Annotated in this window: 19 protein-coding genes; 6 read left to right on the top strand and 13 right to left on the bottom strand. The window is 36.1% G+C overall.

Going from position 1 to position 18,772, the window contains the following annotated elements:
* Positions 1–31: 31 nt before the first annotated feature.
* The 3 genes from fabI to mgtE all read right to left on the bottom strand — a co-directional run bounded on the left by fabI (position 32) and on the right by mgtE (position 4,170).
* Positions 32–808, bottom strand: a complete 777-nt coding sequence (gene fabI / locus ACGLXV_RS22870; RefSeq protein ID WP_119707276.1) for an enoyl-ACP reductase FabI — start codon at positions 806–808, stop codon at positions 32–34.
* Positions 809–931: 123 nt separating this feature from the next.
* Positions 932–2,782 carry a monovalent cation:proton antiporter family protein gene (locus ACGLXV_RS22865; protein WP_391560438.1) on the bottom strand — a complete coding sequence of 617 codons (1,851 nt, stop codon included), beginning with the start codon at positions 2,780–2,782 and terminating at the stop codon, positions 932–934.
* A gap of 11 nt (positions 2,783–2,793) precedes the next feature.
* On the bottom strand, positions 2,794–4,170 hold the full coding sequence (gene mgtE, locus ACGLXV_RS22860) for a magnesium transporter (protein ID WP_391560437.1): 1,377 nt from the start codon (positions 4,168–4,170) through the stop codon (positions 2,794–2,796).
* A 149-nt stretch (positions 4,171–4,319) separates the two neighbouring features.
* Here mgtE and prpE point away from each other — a divergent pair, with 149 nt between their 5' ends.
* Positions 4,320–5,057: a bis(5'-nucleosyl)-tetraphosphatase PrpE gene (gene prpE, locus ACGLXV_RS22855; RefSeq protein WP_391560436.1), complete on the top strand. Its 738-nt coding sequence runs from the start codon at positions 4,320–4,322 to the stop codon at positions 5,055–5,057.
* 12 nt (positions 5,058–5,069) lie between these two features.
* Here prpE and ACGLXV_RS22850 read toward each other — a convergent pair whose 3' ends face one another.
* Genes ACGLXV_RS22850 through ACGLXV_RS22835 form a run of 4 tightly spaced genes read right to left on the bottom strand, consistent with a single transcriptional unit; the run spans position 5,070 to position 7,853 of the window.
* Positions 5,070–5,957, bottom strand: coding sequence for an RluA family pseudouridine synthase (locus ACGLXV_RS22850; protein ID WP_391560435.1), 888 nt, complete (start codon positions 5,955–5,957; stop codon positions 5,070–5,072).
* A 17-nt stretch (positions 5,958–5,974) separates the two neighbouring features.
* The gene (locus tag ACGLXV_RS22845; protein WP_119710511.1) at positions 5,975–6,772 is read right to left on the bottom strand and encodes an NAD kinase; all 798 of its coding nucleotides are present in this window, start codon (positions 6,770–6,772) and stop codon (positions 5,975–5,977) included.
* A gap of 24 nt (positions 6,773–6,796) precedes the next feature.
* Positions 6,797–7,435, bottom strand: a complete 639-nt coding sequence (gene yjbM, locus ACGLXV_RS22840) for a GTP diphosphokinase (protein WP_066054880.1) — start codon at positions 7,433–7,435, stop codon at positions 6,797–6,799.
* A gap of 43 nt (positions 7,436–7,478) precedes the next feature.
* On the bottom strand, positions 7,479–7,853 hold the full coding sequence (locus ACGLXV_RS22835) for a UPF0738 family protein (RefSeq protein WP_119707271.1): 375 nt from the start codon (positions 7,851–7,853) through the stop codon (positions 7,479–7,481).
* Between the two features lie 135 nt (positions 7,854–7,988).
* Here ACGLXV_RS22835 and ACGLXV_RS22830 point away from each other — a divergent pair, with 135 nt between their 5' ends.
* The 4 genes from ACGLXV_RS22830 (at position 7,989) to ACGLXV_RS22815 (ending at position 10,761) form a co-directional block, all read left to right on the top strand.
* Positions 7,989–8,570 carry a CYTH domain-containing protein gene (locus tag ACGLXV_RS22830; RefSeq protein ID WP_391560434.1) on the top strand — a complete coding sequence of 194 codons (582 nt, stop codon included), beginning with the start codon at positions 7,989–7,991 and terminating at the stop codon, positions 8,568–8,570.
* Positions 8,571–8,578: 8 nt separating this feature from the next.
* Positions 8,579–9,196, top strand: coding sequence for a lytic transglycosylase domain-containing protein (locus ACGLXV_RS22825; protein WP_391560433.1), 618 nt, complete (start codon positions 8,579–8,581; stop codon positions 9,194–9,196).
* Positions 9,197–9,484: 288 nt separating this feature from the next.
* Positions 9,485–9,892 (top strand): globin domain-containing protein, encoded by a 408-nt coding sequence (locus tag ACGLXV_RS22820; RefSeq protein WP_119707268.1) that lies wholly within the window; start codon positions 9,485–9,487, stop codon positions 9,890–9,892.
* Entirely contained in the window at positions 9,889–10,761 is an 873-nt protein-coding gene (locus ACGLXV_RS22815) for a ClpXP adapter SpxH family protein (RefSeq protein ID WP_240390691.1), read from the top strand. The genes ACGLXV_RS22820 and ACGLXV_RS22815 overlap by 4 nt, the downstream gene beginning before the upstream one ends.
* A 490-nt stretch (positions 10,762–11,251) precedes the next feature.
* Here ACGLXV_RS22815 and pepF read toward each other — a convergent pair whose 3' ends face one another.
* From pepF to ACGLXV_RS22785, 6 genes are all read right to left on the bottom strand, one after another.
* Positions 11,252–13,069 (bottom strand): oligoendopeptidase F, encoded by a 1,818-nt coding sequence (gene pepF / locus ACGLXV_RS22810; RefSeq protein ID WP_391560432.1) that lies wholly within the window; start codon positions 13,067–13,069, stop codon positions 11,252–11,254.
* Positions 13,070–13,187: 118 nt separating this feature from the next.
* Positions 13,188–14,378 carry a competence protein CoiA gene (locus ACGLXV_RS22805; protein WP_391560431.1) on the bottom strand — a complete coding sequence of 397 codons (1,191 nt, stop codon included), beginning with the start codon at positions 14,376–14,378 and terminating at the stop codon, positions 13,188–13,190.
* Positions 14,379–14,470: 92 nt separating this feature from the next.
* Positions 14,471–15,982 carry a cardiolipin synthase gene (gene cls, locus ACGLXV_RS22800; RefSeq protein WP_119707265.1) on the bottom strand — a complete coding sequence of 504 codons (1,512 nt, stop codon included), beginning with the start codon at positions 15,980–15,982 and terminating at the stop codon, positions 14,471–14,473.
* 104 nt (positions 15,983–16,086) lie between these two features.
* A complete protein-coding gene (gene mecA, locus ACGLXV_RS22795; RefSeq protein ID WP_119707264.1) occupies positions 16,087–16,755 on the bottom strand; it encodes an adaptor protein MecA in 669 nt (222 codons plus the stop codon).
* Positions 16,756–17,036: 281 nt separating this feature from the next.
* On the bottom strand, positions 17,037–17,432 hold the full coding sequence (gene spxA / locus ACGLXV_RS22790; protein ID WP_119707263.1) for a transcriptional regulator SpxA: 396 nt from the start codon (positions 17,430–17,432) through the stop codon (positions 17,037–17,039).
* Between the two features lie 383 nt (positions 17,433–17,815).
* A complete protein-coding gene (locus ACGLXV_RS22785; RefSeq protein ID WP_391560430.1) occupies positions 17,816–18,391 on the bottom strand; it encodes a GNAT family N-acetyltransferase in 576 nt (191 codons plus the stop codon).
* A 180-nt stretch (positions 18,392–18,571) separates the two neighbouring features.
* On the opposite strand from ACGLXV_RS22785, the gene ACGLXV_RS22780 reads away from it, so the two are divergent.
* A complete protein-coding gene (locus tag ACGLXV_RS22780) occupies positions 18,572–18,757 on the top strand; it encodes a hypothetical protein (RefSeq protein WP_119707261.1) in 186 nt (61 codons plus the stop codon).
* Positions 18,758–18,772 lie beyond the last annotated feature (15 nt).

Raw genomic sequence — 18,772 nt, 5'->3', positions numbered from 1 at the left:
ATCCTGCTTCCATAAGAAGCAGGATCTTTTATTATCTAGATAGTAGGTGGTATCCAGAATCTACATGTAGATTTTCACCAGTCATTCCGCGTGACAGGTCGCTAAATAGGAACAGTGCTGTATCCCCAACCTCTTCCTGTGTTGTTGCATGCCTTAGAGGAGAGTTCTCTTCAATTTCCTTAAGAATCAAATTAAAATCGCTAATCCCCTTAGCTGATAATGTTCTAATTGGTCCAGCTGAAATAGAGTTCACACGAATATTGTTTGGTCCTAAATCATTGGCTAAGTATCTTACACTTGCTTCTAGAGAAGCCTTTGCAACACCCATTACATTGTAATTTTTAATTACTCGCTCTCCACCAAGGTATGTTAGCGTAACAATGCTTCCACCTTCTGACATTAGCTCTCTTGCCTCTTTCGCAACCGCTGTTAATGAATAAGAGCTAATATTATGAGCTAGTAAGAAACCATCTCTAGTTGTATTCATGTATTCCCCTTGCAGTTCTTCTTTGTTTGCGAACGCGATACAGTGAGCAATACCATGAATTGTTCCAACTTGTTCTTTGATCGATGAGAAGCATTTTGCGATGTCCTCATCAGAAGTGACGTCACAAGGAATTAGAAGAGATTGTTGACCTTCTAACGTTTCAACTAATTTACGAACTTCATTTTCAAACCTCTCTCCTGCATACGTGAAGATTAAGTTTGCGCCCGCATCATGTAAAGAGCGAGCAATCCCCCATGCGATACTACGCTTATTAGCAACGCCCATTACAACTATATTTTTTCCTTTTAAAGAAAGGTTCATTATGTATATCCTCCTAAATAAGAATCTGTTATTAGTACCTAGTACTAATATTACATGATTTTTTTCAAAAAGAAAAGCCTTAATGATAAAGGTAGTCTGCTGGGAGCAGCCAGCAGACTACTTTTACATAAGGAATTCTAATTCCCTCTTTAACTCTTCAACATACTCTTTAGAACCTGTTACAATTAAACGATCATGTAAGTGAAGCTCTGTATCTCCATGTGGAACGATGGTTTCTTTTCCACGGAAAATCCGCACAAAAATGACATCTCCCGTAAACGGGAACTTTCTAAGTGTCATTCCTTCATATTGTACGTTCATTAACTGGATTTCATATAATGCGGTTTCCTGATTGGTAAGGATATTCAATACGCTCGGAGTTTCAATTAATGCACGTAACAATGCTTTTGTTGACAGGAAGATTGAGAATACCTCTACGTCTTGAGCTTTTAAATCCTCCTCTAAATCCTGTGTTTCTATTCTTGCAATAACCCTTTCTACTCCTTTTTCCTTACATGCCAATGCTAATTGAGCATTGATTTCATCACTACCCGTTGAAACAACGATAATATCGGAATGTAGTACATTTTCCTTTTCGAGTGTTTCAAGCTCAAAATCCGGAATTTCTACAATGTTAAACAGTGAGTCCGCAATTTTATATGTCGCTTTTTCTTGCTTTGTATGATAAATCGTTGGCTCATAAAGACTATCTTCTAGTTGTCTGGAGACTGGCATGGTTAATTGATTGGCACCAATAAAAGCTATCTTTAGTTTTTTCACCTGTACTGATTCCTTTGGTAACAGCTTTTTAAACACAATTGGTGTGAATATACATGTAATGACTGCTACTAAAATAAGCATTCCACTCATTTCATTCGTAATGACATCCATTCTCTCCCCAATCGTAGCAGCTGCAATCACTAAGGAAAGTGTTGAGGTTAAAATAAAGCCCGAGGCCATAACGGTTTTGAAATCATACCATTTCTTTAAGAATAGAGCAGGGATAATCTTTGATAAAAGTAAAGCGATCAACAGAAGAGGGATAAGTATTATGAGCTTTGGATCACTAAATAGCTCCCATATATTTAACCCAACTCCTACCATTACAAAGAATATCGGAATTAAAAATCCATAACCAAAGGAATCAAGCTTATGAACTAGTTCTTGATTCGGTGATAATAATGACACGAGTACTCCAGCTAAAAACGCTCCGAGAATATTCTCAGCTCCAACCGTTTCAGAAAGTCCAACAAGAACAATGATAAGAGTAAATACTCCTCTCGTACCAATTTGAATCGTTCCTGTGGAAAGAGGTTCCAATATTTTATTGTTTTTAAATCTTTTCGCAACAAAAAATAAACCAACTCCAACAGCAAAAAGGACGAGTAGTAGCCATGTGTTGCTATCTCCACCTCCATATAAGGAAACAAAGACTGCTAGCAAAATCATTGTAACTAAGTCAGCAATTACCGCCACAAGGAGAATAATTTGACCAATATTGGTCTTCATTAAGTTTCCTTCCTTTAAAGTCGGTACGACAACACCTAAAGAAATCGTTGAAATAATCAATGTCATTAAAAACGCATTCTCAATAAATCCTGCCAGTACGAATAGATACGACAAAACCAATGACACAATAAAGATACCTATGAAAACAATGGATGCAGCAAAAAAAGTATTCGGTTCCTTCTTACTGCCTTTCTTATCTTTATTTCCACTTTTCTTAAAAGCAGAAAAATCAATTTCAAGACCACTTAAGAACATTAAAAAAATAAATCCAAGAGTCGACAATGTTTCTAGCCACATGTCTTCATGAACAATATCAAAACCGCTTTTCCCAATGATTAGACCGACGATGATCTCAGCAACCACCACTGGAATAAAGTTTAATTTAAACCGATGCAAAAGAATTGGTGTTAAGAATGCAACAACAACTACTATTAATAGCGATGTAACGGAAGCACCATGTTCCATTTGTTTCCCCCCTAACTAATCAAATATCCCATAAATATTGTCGCCATACCTAAATAAATGAGAAGACTAATAATATCGTTTACCGTTGTGATAAAAGGACCTGATGCAACAGCAGGATCTACCTTGAGTCTGTGCATAATTAGCGGAACTAATGCGCCAGCTAGAGTGGCAACGATTAAAGTCAACAGGATAGATATCCCTACGAGCATACCTAAGAAGATATCTCCTTTCCATAGGTATACAATAATCATCACTAACATTCCACAAGTGGTTCCTGTTATCAAACCTGTTCCCGCTTCTCTTACAACTAACTTTGATTTCTCCTCTTTTTCTAAATCACCAGTTGCAAGTCCTCTAACAGCTACAGCCAAGGCTTGAGTACCTGTATTTCCTGCCATACCTGCAATCAGAGGAATAAACACCGCCAATATAGCTACTTGGTCTAAGGTTTGTTCAAATCGGCCCATTAAATTTGCAGTAATCATTCCTAAAAACAAAAGAATAATTAACCACGGCAATCTTTTTCTCGCTGCGGAGAGTGGGCCTCTATCAAAACTATCGATTCCCGAGACAGCCGCTAGCTTTGAATAATCATCAGATGCTTCCTCTTCCATAACATCCATTACATCATCAACGGTGATAATTCCGAGAAGATGATTTTGAAAGTCTACAACCGGTAATGCTAAGAAATTATAGTCTTTCATTTTTCTTGCAACTTCCTCTTGGTCCTCTCCAACCCCAACAGAATGAACACGTTCATTCATAATCTCTTCTACCATCTGATCATCATCACTGACTATTAAATCCCTAAGGGAGATAACACCAACTAACCGCTTTTCATCGTCTACCACAAACAGATAATAGATTGTCTCAGCGGTTGGGGCCTCCCTTTTTAAAATATACATCGCAGAACGTATGGTTTGATTTGCTGCAATCGAGATAAACTCTGTAGTCATAATACTACCTGCTGTATACTCTTCATAGTGAAGTAACTCTTTTATCTCTTGAGCTGCTTCATTATCCATAATAGCAAGATAACTCGCAACTTGGTCTTTACTCAGCTCATTAAGAACATCTACAGCATCATCTGCATGCATATTAGCAAGCATTTCAGCAGCATAAGTCGGTGTCATTTGCGAAAGAACTTCTTTGTAATCTTCATCCTCAATTTCTATATTCTCGAAAATACCAGCCATCTCTTCCGGTGACAAATAATGATAAATCTTAGTTTGGATCTCTTCTTCCAAATCCTTAAAAAATGAAGCTTGATCATATGGATGTAATTCTAAAAATTCTTCTCGAAATTTCCCTATATCTTCATTTTGTAAAGATTCGAATAATAAATCAAAATCAATATGTTGTTTTTTTTCTAGACTGTTATCAGCCATTTTTTCTCCTCCTTCCTCCCCATACACTCATCTTTGTAGTTTACCTTTCCCTAAACCAAACATGAAAAAACACTCGGTGTAGAATCATAATGTGATGAAACTTATGAGAAAATAGTTTGTAGAGACGGGAAAGGAGAGTATAGGTAAAAATGAAATTAGATATCATTGGTGACATTCATGGATGCTTTGAGGAATTCAAGCTGCTAACAAATAATTTAGGATATGAGTGGAGCAACGATTGTCCCTTTCATTCAGAACGTAAACTGGCTTTTGTTGGGGACATAACAGATCGTGGCCCACAATCCCTTAAAATGGTCGAACTTGTCTATTCCATCGTTATGGATCAAAAAAGCGGATATTACGTTCCGGGTAATCATTGTAACAAACTTTATCGATTTTTTCTCGGTAGGAACGTTCAAGTAACTCATGGTCTTGAAACAACTGTCGCAGAATACGAGGATTTAGCAAAAAAAGAAAAAAACAAAATTTGTGACAAATTTATTCGTCTTTATGAGTCCTCTCCTCTTTATCACGTGTTAGATAATAAAAAGCTTGTTATCGCCCACGCTGGAATAAAAGAGGATTTAATTGGTAAACAAGGAGAAAAAGTAAAAACATTCGTTCTATACGGTGATATCACTGGAAAAACGAACCCCGATGGCACACCAGTTAGACGAGATTGGGCAAAATTATATCATGGAAATGCAACGATCGTCTACGGTCACACACCCGTTAGGGAGCCAAGAATTGTCAATAATACGTATAATATTGATACAGGCGCAGTGTTCGGAGGGAAACTAACTGCCCTTCGTTACCCGGAGATGGAACTTATATCTGTCCCTTCTTCCATGCCTTTTGTTCAGGAAAAATTCAGGCCTTTTGAATAAACGAAAAGATAATTATTCAAAAAGCCTTGTCATTTCTTCTGGTAATGGAGAGGAAAACATCATTTCTTTTTGATAAATGGGATGAAAAAAGGATATTTTTCGGCAATGTAATGCCTGCCGCTGTATAAGTTCTCGTAATCCGCCATATAAATCATCACCCAAAAGAGGATGTCCAATATGTTTCATATGCACTCTTATTTGATGAGTTCGACCAGTTTCAAGACGTAGCTGGATGTGAGTAAATAAAGGATAGTTACGTTTAACAATATAGTGGGTACAAGCATATTGGCCATCATCCGTAACTTCTCTTTCAATGATGCTATCCTTTTTTCTTCCAATCGGTGCGGTAATCGTTCCTTTCTTTGTTGGCAAAGCTCCGTGAACAAATGCTTCATAAGTCCGGTGAACCCCCCCACTCTTTTGCTGTTTGCTAAACAAGTGGTGAATATGCCGGTGCTTTGCAATCAATACAATGCCAGAAGTATCGCGATCAAGCCGTGTAACTATATGAGCCGTTGATTGAAGATTAATGGATTGATAGTACCCAACTAATGCATTAGCAACACTGCCTGTAGGATGTTCCCTTGAAGGAATAGTATTCATCGCAGCCGGCTTATCAATTACTAGTACATATGGATCTTCGTAAAGAATGAGTAAGGGGATCTTCTCTTCTACGATCCCCTCACTATGTTTTTCAGGTGGATAATATACTTCAAGAAGATCTCCTTGTTTTAACTCATACCTAACTGTCATTTCCGCTCCATTAACCAAAATACGGCCACCATTGAATTTGATATCAGTTAGAGCAGTTTTTGATATCTCTTTTTCTTTTAAATAATCGCGTATTAACATCCCTGCGTGTGTTTCATCAATAACCCATTGAAGTTTAAATTGTGACATGTACGGTCTCCTGCTTGTTAGTTATCCGCTACGAAAGAATCTCTTACTCTCTTCCAGAATGGGAATGGTCGGAAACGAGCAAAGCGTATCTTTTCATCTGCAACTCGAAACTGAATGGACTTTACATCTTTATGAAGAAGAGTTAAATGGTCAATGGTTAATTGAAAATCTGGTCCATTTACCGGTTTTAGCATACATGTATGATGTGCCGGTAAAACAAGTGGGGACCCGATTGTTCGGAACACACGGTTATTGATCGATGCCATCTCAGCTAATTGTATAGCAGGTAATGATGGATGAAGAATCGCTCCACCTAACGCCTTATTATACGCGGTGCTTCCAGATGGAGTGGACAAACAAAGTCCATCACCACGAAAACGTTCAAACTGCTGACCCCGTATTTCTACATCCATCACTAATGTACCTTCCACACTTTTGACAGTAGATTCATTTAACGCCAAATATCTCGTTTCTCTTCCACCATGTTGGTAACGAACGATTACCTCTAACAATGGATACTCAATGACTTGATAGGGTGTTTTAGCAATTGCAATGACTAGCTTCTCAATTTCCTCTGGGATCCAATCGGCATAAAAACCTAGATGTCCCGTGTGAACACCAACAAATGCTGTTCGATCTAAGCGGCTACTATAGCGATGGAACGCATATAGTAGCGTTCCATCTCCTCCAACTGAAATCACAATATCTGGTTGATCCTCATCGTATATAAGTTCAAAATCCTGCAAATAAGTTCTCATTTTATGCATGAGAGTGTTAGATTTTGAGTCTCCTTTTGACGTAATCGCAAATTTCATGACCAAGTTCGCTCTCTTCTATAATTAATTATTTCCCTCTTGATGCAGCTCTTTTTTCCTTGAAAAGAATGCTTGTGCATCTTGGATTTCCCCACGAATAAGGGACATTTCTTCATCAAGTCGAAAAGCAGCTTCTGCTGCTCTTTGTAGTCTTACTCTAATATCCTCTGGAAACTGCCCGCGATATTTATAATTTAGCGAATGCTCAATCGTTGCCCAAAAGTTCATTGCGAGTGTTCGAATCTGTATCTCAACTAGTATCTTTTTCTCCCCTTGAATTGTCTGAACAGGATATCGTACAACAACATGGTATGAACGATACCCACTTGCTTTCTTATGAGAAATATAGTCTCTTTCCTCGACAATTTCAAAGTCATTTCGAAGACGAAGAAGTTCCACAACCCTTTTTATGTCATCGACAAATTGGCACATCATCCGAAGGCCTGCAATATCCTGCATTTCTGTCTCTAACTTATCCAGGGGAATTGATTTTTGATTGGCTTTATCTAGAATACTTGCGATTGGCTTTACTCTACCAGTAACAAATTCAATAGGTGAGTGAGAGGACTTCATTTCGAATTGCCGTCTCATCCCCTTGAGCTTAACCTTTAATTCTTCCACCGCTTGATTGTAGGGTGCCAAGAATTTCTCCCAGTGCTTCATAAGTCACCTCATCCGGACCATTATTTTATATTGGTGGGTGATATTAGTTACAAAAACACTCTTCTACTTTTGTAACCATTTCCTCTCCATAGTTGCTATTACCTTTTATATTGTCAATTAAGTACAATAATTCTTCCTGCAGGTTTGGTAACACAATAGTTTCTTCACCATTAGAAAGCTTATATTCACAATTGTTTCCCAAACCTTCTTTTAAGATTGGCCATGTATTGAGACTTAGCTCAATATACATAAAGCTATCATCTTTTTCAACAATGTATACAAAAGCCAATTCATTTGAATCAACAAGTACTTGACCTGTTGCACTCAGCTCTTTTATCGAATAATCATTGTTTACTACTAATATCACTTCATTTTTTTCAGTTTTGATTGCTTTTTCCACATAAATTTTTTCTCTCATTTTTAATACCTCCACACTTCCCCTATTTTATCATAAGTGGCTGAATTATCCACTTCACATGCAATCAGATATTGAAATTGAACACGTAACAACCGATAATTAAACGTAGCATGAGTAGAGAAAGGAAGAACAATCTTGAGCCAACATATCGAAATTGAATTTAAAAACATGCTCACGAAAGAAGAATACCTTCATTTGATAACCGAATTTTCGATAAATGAAACTATGATTGGTACGCAAATTAACCATTATTTTGACACAGGGAAATTTCATCTAAAAGAATTAGGCAGTGCCTTACGAATTCGTGAAAAAGAAGGGCGATTTGAGCTTACATTAAAACAGCCCTTAGTGGTTGGCCTTCTTGAAACAAATCAAGAATTAACAAAGGACGTAGCCTTGGCGATGTTACAAGGTGCAGCTCTTCCAAGCGGAATCGTGAGGGAACAATTAGAAAAAAACAATTTTCCTATCAATAAGCTTCAATATTTTGGTTCTTTAACGACAAAACGGTGTGAGTTACAATATAAAGGTGGTTTATTAGTTCTAGACCATAGTTTATATTTATTAAAAGAAGATTATGAGCTAGAATATGAAGTCGAGGATCCAGTAGAGGGCGAATTAGCTTTTAAACAACTTCTCCAATCCTTTCAAATTCCCATTCGAGTTACTGAAAATAAAATCAAACGTTTTTACAAACAAAAATACTCACTTCATTGAGGTGTCACATGAATATAGATAAACTAAAAATTATGCTTCAACTACAGGCATTACAAAATTTCAATTCTTCATCTAATTCATCATCCGGAAATATATTTCAAGACCTAATGAATGAGATGCTGTTAGAGGAAGGCGACTCTTTTTCCCAGTTAAGTGGACAAACGAGTGTATCTACAACTGCCACCCTTTTAAATCAAACACCTTCTTTACCACCTATCCATATGACGAAAATTTCTAGTTCTGGAAGTTCAACTGAATTTGATTCAATTATTCAAGAGGCAGCAGCTAAATACAACTTACCTGGAAATTTAATTAAATCAGTCATTAAACAAGAATCTAACTTCAACCCCAATGCAGTTAGTGGTGCAGGAGCCTCTGGTTTAATGCAACTTATGCCGGCTACCGCAAGAGGACTTGGAGTGACTAATGTATTCGATCCAAGAGATAATATTTTTGGTGGCAGCAAATACCTACGGCAAATGCTAGATAAATATAACGGCAATACAACATTAGCTTTAGCAGCATACAATGCTGGACCTGGAAATGTGGACAAGTATGGAGGAATTCCTCCATTTAAAGAAACTCAAAATTATGTTAGAAAGGTTACTAGTAACCTGCTAGCATAAATACACCGTCTGTTACCAAACAGACGGTATTTTTATGCGTAAAATCCGATAGGAAATAACCTCCTAATGCACATTGTTTGTGATATAAACTCCGCACTGATAAAATAGTACTATCAATTGGATAGATGCGTAGGCGGCTTGGTTAGGCCCGACAGGCATAAGAGAAGGACTGAAAGAGGTCCTGACCTCTGTAAGGCTTTGGCTAATGACCCCGAGGGACTAGCCGCCGAAGCTCGATTGCAAAGTATTTAACAAACGAAAAAAGATATGTTTAAAGGAGTTTTTAATATGGTCGGAAACATGCTTACACCTTTTGATTTGATCGGTGAAGAAACATTGCATCGACTAGTTGATGCCTTTTATCATCGAGTTGGGCAACATCCAGATCTGACTCCCATATTTCCGAATGATTTAACGGAAACAGCGAGAAAACAAAAGCAGTTTTTGACTCAATATCTAGGTGGACCCACTCTTTACACGAATGAGCATGGGCACCCGATGATGCGAGCTCGACATTTACCATTTGAAATAACAGAGACTAGAGCAAAAGCATGGCTCGGATGTATGCGCGAAGCTATGGATGAGGTTGGCCTTACCGGTCCTATCCGAGATGAATTTTATGCGAGACTTGTGCTAACAGCTCAGCATATGATAAATACAGATGAAAATGAAGAGATGAAAGGTGAGAGAACGTGAGGAATCGAGAAACATTGCCAACGACTCCCTCCTACTATTGCCATGGAAATGAGAAGAAGCCGCTTGAAATTTATATGTTTATTGATCCTCTATGTCCAGAATGCTGGGCACTTGAGCCAATTATAAAGAAGCTACAAATTGAATACGGTCGTTTCTTTTCCATTAAATATATTTTAAGCGGTCGCCTTGCATCATTAAATATGAGCAAAAAGCAAAAATATGAAAACATTGCAGACTTATGGGAAAAAACTGCAAGCCGAACAGGCATGTCTTGTGATGGAAGTCTTTGGTTTGACAACCCTATTTCGTCTCCTCATTTAGCCTCTATAGCTATTAAAGCGGCTGAATTGCAAGGAAGAAAAGCCGGGATTCGCTTTCTAAGAAAATTACAGGAGGGTATTTTTCTAGAAAAACAAAACATCTCAAGCTTTGAGGTATTAAAGGAAATGGCTAGTTCCACCGGATTAGACGTGGATGAATTTGTTCTTGATATTCATTCGGAATCAGCTGGTAAAGCCTTTCAATGTGACTTAAAAATCACCTCTGAAATGGAAGTGGACGAAATACCAACCTTGGTTTTCTTTAATGAGAATATTGAAGACGAAGGAATCAAGATTACCGGATATTATCCATATGAGGTATATGAGCAAATACTTGAAGAAATGTTACCAATGAAGCCCGAGAAAAGTACCCCTCCTAATTTAGAGAGCTTTCTCAAATGCTTTAAGCTCGTGGCAACAAAGGAAATCTCGGTTGTTTATAATATGTCAATAAATGAAGCCGAAAGAGAAATGAAAAAGCTACAATTAAAACAAATTGTTGAACAAGTTCCAGCTAAATATGGTATGTTTTGGCGCTATATTGAATAGCGCTAAGACTATGTAAAAAAAGAAAAGGCCATACAAACCTGTCTGTTTGTAAATGGCCTTTTCTCTATTTAAATACGAACAAAGGGGATGGGAGAAATTTTTCACGGTCAAACAAAGGGGTATATGTTTGCTTGTGATCAACTTCACATCAATAATATATCATGAAATAGATTATTCGACAATAATTGTGCTCGCTATTTCACAATATTGTCATAATCTATGAATGATTACTGGGACAAACGAATATATCTATAGAGAAGGAAAAGGAGTGATTTTTTGTGGCACGAACCATCGGCTTATGGCTGATCGTATTATTTATTATTATTTCTTTTATACTAAATCTTTTTGGCTTATTAAATATTTTCCCTCTGATCATTACAGCCCCCCTATTATTTCTTTCCTTATTGTCCCTAGTTCTTTTTTTAAATGAACGAAAAAGATTTAAAGGTTTATAAAAGTCCCTCCCGATTGGTCGGAAGGGACTTCATTTTTATGATAATAATGCTTCCATTTCATTTAACTTCTCTTCAAATACCTTGCATGCTTCCTCAATTGGCTTAGAACTCGTCATATCAACTCCAGCCTTTTTCAGAACTTCAATCGGATAATCTGAACTACCTGACTTTAAAAAGTCTAGATAACGCTCAACTGCAGGTTGACCTTCTGTTAAAATCTGTTTGGACAATGCTGTCGCAGCACTGTACCCCGTTGCGTACTGATACACATAGTAATTGTAATAGAAATGTGGAATCCGAGACCATTCTAAGCCAATTTCTTCGTCAATTTCGATATCTTCTTCACCGAAGTACTTTTTGTTCAGTTCATAGTACTCTTTTGTAAGAAGTTCCGCAGTTAGCGCTTCATTATCTTGTGCTTTTTTATGAATTAAATGCTCATATTCTGCGAACATCGTTTGGCGGAACACTGTACCTCTAAATCCCTCTAGAAAGTGGTTAAGCAAGTACAGACGTTTCTGTTCATCATCAATCGTATTTAATAAATAATCATTCAGTAGCGCTTCATTACATGTAGATGCAACCTCTGCTACGAAAATAGAGTAATTGCCGTATGCATATGGTTGTTCTTTTCTAGTATAGTAGCTGTGTACCGAATGACCAAACTCATGTGCAAGAGTAAACAAGTTATTAACATTATCCTGCCAGTTCATAAGGATATAAGGATTCGTTCCATACGAACCAGAGGAATAGGCTCCACTTCTTTTCCCTTTATTTTCGTGAATGTCTACCCAACGGTTGGTAAAACCTTCTTTTAATACATTTAGATAATCCTCACCAAGAGGCGCTAAACCTTTAAGAATTAGATCTTTCGCTTCTTCATAAGGAATTTCCATCTTTACATCCTTTACAAGCGGCGTGTAAAGATCATAAATATGAATTTTATCAAGTTTCAATACCTTTTTCCGAAGTTTCACATAGCGGTGAAGCAAATGTAAGTTTTTATTGACCGTATTAACTAAATTTTCATACACAGATTCTGGAATATTATCAGCCGCTAGAGCTGCATGTCTTGCTGAACTATATTTGCGTACTCTTGCATTAAAGTTGTCCTTTTTAACTTGACCACTTAATGTACTAGCAAAAGTATTTTTAAACTTTCCATACGTATCATAAACCGCTTGAAAAGCATCCTTTCTTACTCTCTGGTCCGCGCTTTCGAGGAAACGAATATAGCGACCATGAGTTACGTCCACTTCATTTCCATTTTCATCTTTAATACTTGGAAATTGAATATCCGCATTGTTCAACATACCAAATGTATTACTTGAGGCACTCATCACTTCTGATGCCTCTGCTAGAAGGGCCTCCTGTTCTGCAGATAATACATGTGGCCTTTGCAAGTTTAACTCATCTAAAGAATGCTCATAAAGCTTTAACTCTTCTTTTTCGTTTAGAAATTTTTTTACTTTTTCTTCGTCGATAGACAATATTTCTGGAACAATATAAGCAAGTGTACTTGCTGCCTGAGTGTAGAGATTTTTGATGCGGTCGTCTAAGCCTTGATAAAAGGAATTGGTGGTATCCTGATCATAACGCATATGAGCATATGTATACAGCTTACCAATCCTTTCTAGCAACTGATCCTGTGCTTGTAAAGCCTGAAAAAGAGAATCCGCACTTTCCCCAAGCTTTCCTTGATAGCTTGACATAGAAGGAATTAACTGTTTAACTTCTTGAAATTCGCTTTCCCATTGTTGATCTGTTAGGAAAATATCCTCTAGTTTCCACGTGTCCTCCAATGGTATTTCACTTCTAGTGGGAAGTTTCTTTACTGCCGTCTCATTTGCCATGTTTATTCCTCCAATCTACTCACTTCTATTTTTGGTATTCGCCACCAATTAATAAAATCCTGCTTCAATCTAGGAAAAATCCACTACACCCTAGTGTATGTTAACAACGGCGAGTTCATTAATACCAAACAATCTTTTCATTAGTAAGATTCTTATAAAATTGTTCTTCAAATTTACTAGCTTCACTAATAGTACTCGGAAATGACATAGGGTTCTCATACCTATATACATTAGGCTTGATTTCATTAAGGACTTGGCACTTTATCAGTAGATAAAAATACTCTCGAATTAATACCAATAGTTGATCCACACTTGGCTTTAGAGGGTTTCTAACTTTAATATGGTTCCTATTTATACGCTTGATTAATTGTTTATACACATCCTCTTTTGTAAGGATGATCCCTACCTCTTTCGAAAATATATTATCTAATAAAACATACATTTGCCAAATGATTGGGGAGGTTTCGAGTAATAGATTATCTCTTAGTGGTACGCCAACATAGGGCGGGAGGAGATAGAGGTGAAGTTGATTCCTATATAGCTCCTGCAGGAAGAGCTTATGTGTGTGAAAACGAATAATATTGTCTTTTACATGTTGAATTCCTTTACGCCAGTTAGAAACGTAAAAGGTATTCTGAAAAATTGGGTTTAACCATTGAGGTAAGTGTAGTTGAGATTGAGGAGTTACATCGTAGTCACATTGCATCGTATGTGGAGAAAGCGGGTGCAAATTCGTTATCGAAATAAAGCTCTTTAGACTAGGACAATATGATGGTAAATACCAGGCTCCTATATTATTTCTTTTAATAAACAAGGATTGAAATTTTGGCAGAGTAATTAGATTGGTTTGTTTCCTATGAACTCTATTTGCACCTAGTATCCATATAGGTGTCAAACCACTCGATAAATACCCATTTGTCCGCTTTTCAAAAATCTCCTCTGGTATCGGGGAACATTGATATTCAACACAGTATGTTTTTCCTAGGAACGTAAACATAAGATCTGGTCTTTGCATGATCTCAGGTAGAAATACTTCCAATTCAGGTTTTGAACATTCTGTTTCAAGCCATTCAAAGAGCTGCATTTTTGCTTGCATATGATACGCAGATTCTCTTTCGTATTCAACACATATAGATGACAATTGAACATGAGCAAAGTGACTGATTCGCTGAACACCAAGCTTAACAATTACTTTTCCCTTACATACTGGACAAAAATAATGGTTTTCCCTTAATCGATGTACTCCCTCCCTCTTTATCAATTCACCAATATAAACGATCTCTCCATATTGATTTTTAGCCGTTAACAATGAATCATCTCCTTTCTGATTAATTAATTCTCTTCCTTACTCGTTAATTCCTCCATAAAAAATCTCCTAGCTGTTTTCGGCTAGGAGATTTTTTATAAAAGTGGAGATAATAGCCTCGATGTAGATTCTAGCAGCTTTAATCCAAAATGACGCTTTGTAAATTGAGCAAGATTGATCTGCCTAGAAAAAGTAATATCACTTTCATATTCATGGACTAACATTTCAACACTTCTTGTACCATATAAAAAGGCATTTACTTCAAAGTTTAAATGAAAACTTCTCATATCCATATTCGATGTACCTATAGAAGCAATCTTCTTATCGATAATTAATATTTTACTATGCATAAATCCTTTTTCGTATTCGTACACTTTGACACCAGCCTCCAAAAGCTCTGGAAAGTAGGAACGGGAAGCATGAAATACAATCCGTTTATCCGGTTTATAAGGCACAAGAATACGTACATCAATACCACTCAATGCAGCTACTTTTATTGCTGAGAAAATATCTTCATCTGGAATGAAATAGGGAGAAGCAATCCAAACAGATTCCTTAGCGGAGGTAATCATAGCAAAAAAAATCGTCTTAATCACACTATGTTCATTATCTGGACCACCAGCAATTAACTGAACGCCACCATGAATGTTTTCCTCAAGAACAGGTGAAAGGTATTCAGAATTGAGAAAGCTTTGGTTCGTCATATAGTACCAATCTTGAAGGAAAATTAACTGTAGCGTTCTTACCGCTTCTCCTTTTACAAGTAAATGTGTATCTCTCCAAAATCCAAAGGTATCATTACGACCTAAATATTCATCACCAATATTTAATCCTCCAACAAACCCAATATTCCCGTCTATAACAATAATTTTACGATGGTTTCTAAAGTTAAATTTACTATTTAAGAAAGGGATACGAACCGGACCAAATGGAACGACCTCCACTCCAGCTTCTTTAAGCTCTTCTATGTATACGCTCGGCAGCTTCCACGATCCCACAGCGTCATATAGAAAGCGAACTTTCACACCTTCTTTCACCTTATGTATCAAGATTTTTTTTATTTGTTGGCCAATCTCATCGTGGCGAACGATATAATATTCCAAATGGATGTGATGCATAGCCTTTTTAAGCTCTTCTAAAATTTCATAAAAGGTGGAATCACCATTCGATAACACCTTAGTAGATGTGGCAAATGATATCGGACTATGGCCTATACGGTGGGCCAAATGGAATAACCTTTGCTGATCTTCCCCCAGTACTTTTATCTTTTCTTCACTAATAGGGTCTCTTCCACGTTCGTATTTCAAGTAATTTTGTTGGTCAAGGAAAAATTTACGACGAAACATTCTTTCCTTTCTATGGTTCCTTCCAAACAGCAAATAAAAAAAGAAACCTACTAATGGAAAACTACCAAGTACGATTAACCATGTTAATGTCTGTGTAGGATGTCTATTTTCTAAAAAGATTACTGCTCCAATAAAAATAACCGATAATGTAGTTAGAATACTAATATATCGGAATAATCCTTCATACACTTTTCCTTGGAGAAGAAAATAAAGAATAGCTAAAACAGCAACAAATAAAAGAATTCTAACGAAATTTTTCATAGCTACCCCCTCTAAAACATTGCCTTACTATTCCCTCAAAAGTAAGAGGATAAACTCTTTGTCCGAAAAGTAAAAAACCGATTTCATTTATTGAAATCGGATAATTATTTAAAGTGTCTTCTTATTTCAGAGAAAACATTCTCAGACATAATTAGTTTTCCATACTCTTCTACACGATGAATGGTGATCGCTGTTTCATGTCCATATTCTAATAATAAACTTAAGCTATTATCGATATCCTCTTCATCATACTCCTCTTCGGGAAAATCAACATATAAATAATATTTACCTTCGAAGGAATATAGTTTTGTTGATAAGTCTTCTAAAATATTACGATTTGAGAGTGATATTAAGTCTTCAAAGTCTTTAAAAGCAATTAGGAACTCTAGTGTATCTTCGTATGAATCATCATCTTCATCGTCTGCTTTTGTATTAAAATGCTGATCAAGCAATTCCTCAATTCTTTCATCTACAGGAATATCTTTCAGCCTTTCATCTGTGATAGGAAGTTCGAACTTCTGCCCATCTTTTGATATTTGTGCTTTTGTTACGAGAACTTCAAGACCTTTGTCAAGAGCCTGGACCTGGATCCAAAGAGGGCCTTCAATCATAAATTCTTCCTCTTGATGAACTTCATCCATCATTTCCCAAAAAAGCTCTTCACTTTTTTCACGATTATACCAGATTTCATCACGGTCAAATCCTCTTTCTTCAATATCCCCGTATGAAATATAAAACTTGACTGTATTATCGTTAATACGTTCGATTTCCAACACTAACCTCTCCCTTCTTGCATTTTTGGAAGGGACTTACCCTCATGCAGAAAAACGATCTAGTCTTTAGTATTTCCTGAGGCATGTGTTAACCGTATTGTTGCCTCGTATTTATATTTTATGACAAAAATACAATAAAGGGAAATAAAATGTTACACTTTTCAAAAAACCAACTAACACCCATATTTAATACTTTTCTTCCTACATAATTATCTATTATAGCTATTTTTAAACCAATAATAGATAAAAAACCTTCGATTCTATTCGAAGGTTTCAATCATTTAATTAACCAAGCGTTGAGCTTCACGTAATTGAAACGTTCGGACTCTTCTTGGTAGGAAGCGACGGATTTCATCCTCATTATACCCGACTTGAAGTCTCTTCTCATCAATGATGATTGGTCTACGCAGTAAACCAGGGTTATCTTTGATTAACTCGAATAAATCCTGAAGAGGCATAGTCTCTAAATTAACATCTAGCTTTTGAAACGTTTTTGATCTAGTTGAAATAATTTCATCTGTTCCATCTTCAGTCATACGAAGAATCTCTTTGATTTCATCAATAGATAATGGTTCAGAAAAAATATTTCTCTCTGTATAAGGAATATCGTGTTCTTCTAGCCAAATTTTCGCTTTACGGCATGATGTACAACTTGGTGAAGTGTATAATGTTACCATTAACTAACTCACACTCCTTTAAATTTAACTTATAAAATCTATGTTGGGAGATATTTTGGTCATTTGACGTATTATTATTTAAAATTACTTTAAATTAGTAATTTATATTAATTATTATACATCAAATCTGAGTAAAAAGGTATCCTTTTTTCGAAAGTTTTAAATTACAATAATACAATAAATTTATTGGCTAGATAGTCTATATACGTACTAGGTGAGAGAAAAGTTTCATTTTTTTCTTTCTTTTTTTAAAAAAACTCGAATATTTTTATGTTCCTACTTTATTTACCCAGATTTCAGTTGGAGTAAACCTTAATATAATTCTCATTTAGCTAATGAAAATGAAAAACAGTCACCTCACAGTGGCAACTGTCCAAAATTCATTAAATATCTTTTAATAGGTCCGTTGTCTCATGTTTTTGGTCAAAACTTAATACCTCTTCTACTGGTTCATATGACTCTCCATAAAACTCGATATCCTTATATGTGTGAATCAATTTATATGCTTGTTTCATACCTTCAAATATCGCCTCTTCGCTTTCATGTCCAGGTGACCAATAAAGAATTTCCATAGTATTCACTTCATTTGTTGCTAACGATCTTCTTTCATATCCAATTTTGCTTGCATGCTCAAAACCTTCACGTTTATAAAAACGTAATCTCTTTTCTGTATCACTATCTTTATAGTTAATTGGTTCAACTTCTAAAATGATTGGTTTTTCCTTCTGTTTCAGCTTTTCTAAAAGTTGATGTCCTAACCCCTTCCCTCTCGCTTCACCAGAAACATATAAATAATCAATGAATATAAACTGGTCAAATTCCGCATACATTAACACGTGATACTTTCCTTCGTCTTTGTGATATATAGACGATTTCTCTTTTAGAAGGGTTTCCATATGTTCCTTTGACTTCATTTCTTCAATTGGAAAATATTGATTTAATTTTTCATACCAGTGCATATAATTACTCCTTTTAATGGATTTATCGTTTATGAACTATATTTGAAAATAGAAAGATTTCTTACGATACAATTTTTTGTTAATATTACTCTTTTCATACTAAGGATAATTCTTTAGAATAGAAAGTAGTGGGAATTACATAATCGCGCTTACGCCAGTTATTCATAAAGGAGGTTTATTATGGTTAATTATATTACCGACCTTACCATTGTTGCCTTATTAATTATTGGAATCACCGCTGTTTTAGGAGTCGTTACAAATGGAATTGGAGAGAAGTTGTTTGGTGGTAAACAAAAAACAGAATTTGTAGACCAATCAGCAAAATTTCAAACCGGCTGGAAACAAGTTGGCGGAAAAAGAAAATAATATTTTTATTTCTTT

Origin of the sequence: Robertmurraya sp. (genome assembly GCF_036676585.1) — a bacterium.
Classification (GTDB): Bacteria; Bacillota; Bacilli; order Bacillales; family Cytobacillaceae; genus Robertmurraya_A.
The sequence above is the reverse complement of the archived record's forward strand: the minus strand, read 5'-3'. Positions and strand labels throughout refer to the sequence as shown.

What these genes read in the sequence shown, in the direction of transcription:
- ACGLXV_RS22865 (WP_391560438.1), bottom strand. Translation starts at nt 2,782, where the DNA reads ATGGAACATGGTGCTTCCGTTACATCGCTATTAATAGTAGTTGTTGTT.
- ACGLXV_RS22785 (WP_391560430.1), bottom strand. Translation starts at nt 18,391, where the DNA reads ATGCACTGGTATGAAAAATTAAATCAATATTTTCCAATTGAAGAAATG.
- spxA (WP_119707263.1), bottom strand. Translation starts at nt 17,432, where the DNA reads ATGGTAACATTATACACTTCACCAAGTTGTACATCATGCCGTAAAGCG.
- cls (WP_119707265.1), bottom strand. Translation starts at nt 15,982, where the DNA reads ATGAAAAATTTCGTTAGAATTCTTTTATTTGTTGCTGTTTTAGCTATT.
- ACGLXV_RS22845 (WP_119710511.1), bottom strand. Translation starts at nt 6,772, where the DNA reads ATGAAATTTGCGATTACGTCAAAAGGAGACTCAAAATCTAACACTCTC.
- prpE (WP_391560436.1), top strand. Translation starts at nt 4,320, where the DNA reads ATGAAATTAGATATCATTGGTGACATTCATGGATGCTTTGAGGAATTC.
- ACGLXV_RS22835 (WP_119707271.1), bottom strand. Translation starts at nt 7,853, where the DNA reads ATGAGAGAAAAAATTTATGTGGAAAAAGCAATCAAAACTGAAAAAAAT.
- ACGLXV_RS22820 (WP_119707268.1), top strand. Translation starts at nt 9,485, where the DNA reads ATGGTCGGAAACATGCTTACACCTTTTGATTTGATCGGTGAAGAAACA.
- yjbM (WP_066054880.1), bottom strand. Translation starts at nt 7,435, where the DNA reads ATGAAGCACTGGGAGAAATTCTTGGCACCCTACAATCAAGCGGTGGAA.
- ACGLXV_RS22780 (WP_119707261.1), top strand. Translation starts at nt 18,572, where the DNA reads ATGGTTAATTATATTACCGACCTTACCATTGTTGCCTTATTAATTATT.
- ACGLXV_RS22825 (WP_391560433.1), top strand. Translation starts at nt 8,579, where the DNA reads ATGAATATAGATAAACTAAAAATTATGCTTCAACTACAGGCATTACAA.
- pepF (WP_391560432.1), bottom strand. Translation starts at nt 13,069, where the DNA reads ATGGCAAATGAGACGGCAGTAAAGAAACTTCCCACTAGAAGTGAAATA.
- mgtE (WP_391560437.1), bottom strand. Translation starts at nt 4,170, where the DNA reads ATGGCTGATAACAGTCTAGAAAAAAAACAACATATTGATTTTGATTTA.
- fabI (WP_119707276.1), bottom strand. Translation starts at nt 808, where the DNA reads ATGAACCTTTCTTTAAAAGGAAAAAATATAGTTGTAATGGGCGTTGCT.
- ACGLXV_RS22850 (WP_391560435.1), bottom strand. Translation starts at nt 5,957, where the DNA reads ATGTCACAATTTAAACTTCAATGGGTTATTGATGAAACACACGCAGGG.